Source organism: Pseudoalteromonas sp. GW168-MNA-CIBAN-0100 (assembly GCF_040309225.1).
GTDB lineage: Bacteria > Pseudomonadota > Gammaproteobacteria > Enterobacterales > Alteromonadaceae > Pseudoalteromonas > Pseudoalteromonas arctica.
Map to the genome: position 1 here is coordinate 1 of NZ_JBEOOL010001126.1, position 235 is coordinate 235.

Below are 235 nucleotides of genomic sequence, written 5' to 3' on the forward strand. Positions count from 1 at the left end.
TTTAAACCCACGTTAATTAAAAACGATAAACGGTCGCGAATTTCTTTTAATATTTTTTCAGCTATTTGGCCTCTTTGTCCGGTTAGTTTTAACCCTTCAAAAAAGTCCATTGCTTCACCAATACTCATATGAGTAATAGTGGGTAAGTTAGTTTGGCCAATAAATACATGGCGCGACTCTTGGCGTAAACGCGAGCCATGACAGCTAGGGCAGGCCTGGCTGGTTTGATACTTTG

The 235-nt window shown here is 40.4% G+C and carries 1 protein-coding gene; it reads right to left on the reverse strand.

Annotation, left to right across the window (positions count from 1 at the left end; all coding sequences use genetic code 11):
* A partial coding sequence (locus AAEY62_RS24880) for a hypothetical protein (RefSeq protein WP_350637175.1) occupies positions 1-235 on the reverse strand: 235 nt, incomplete at both ends.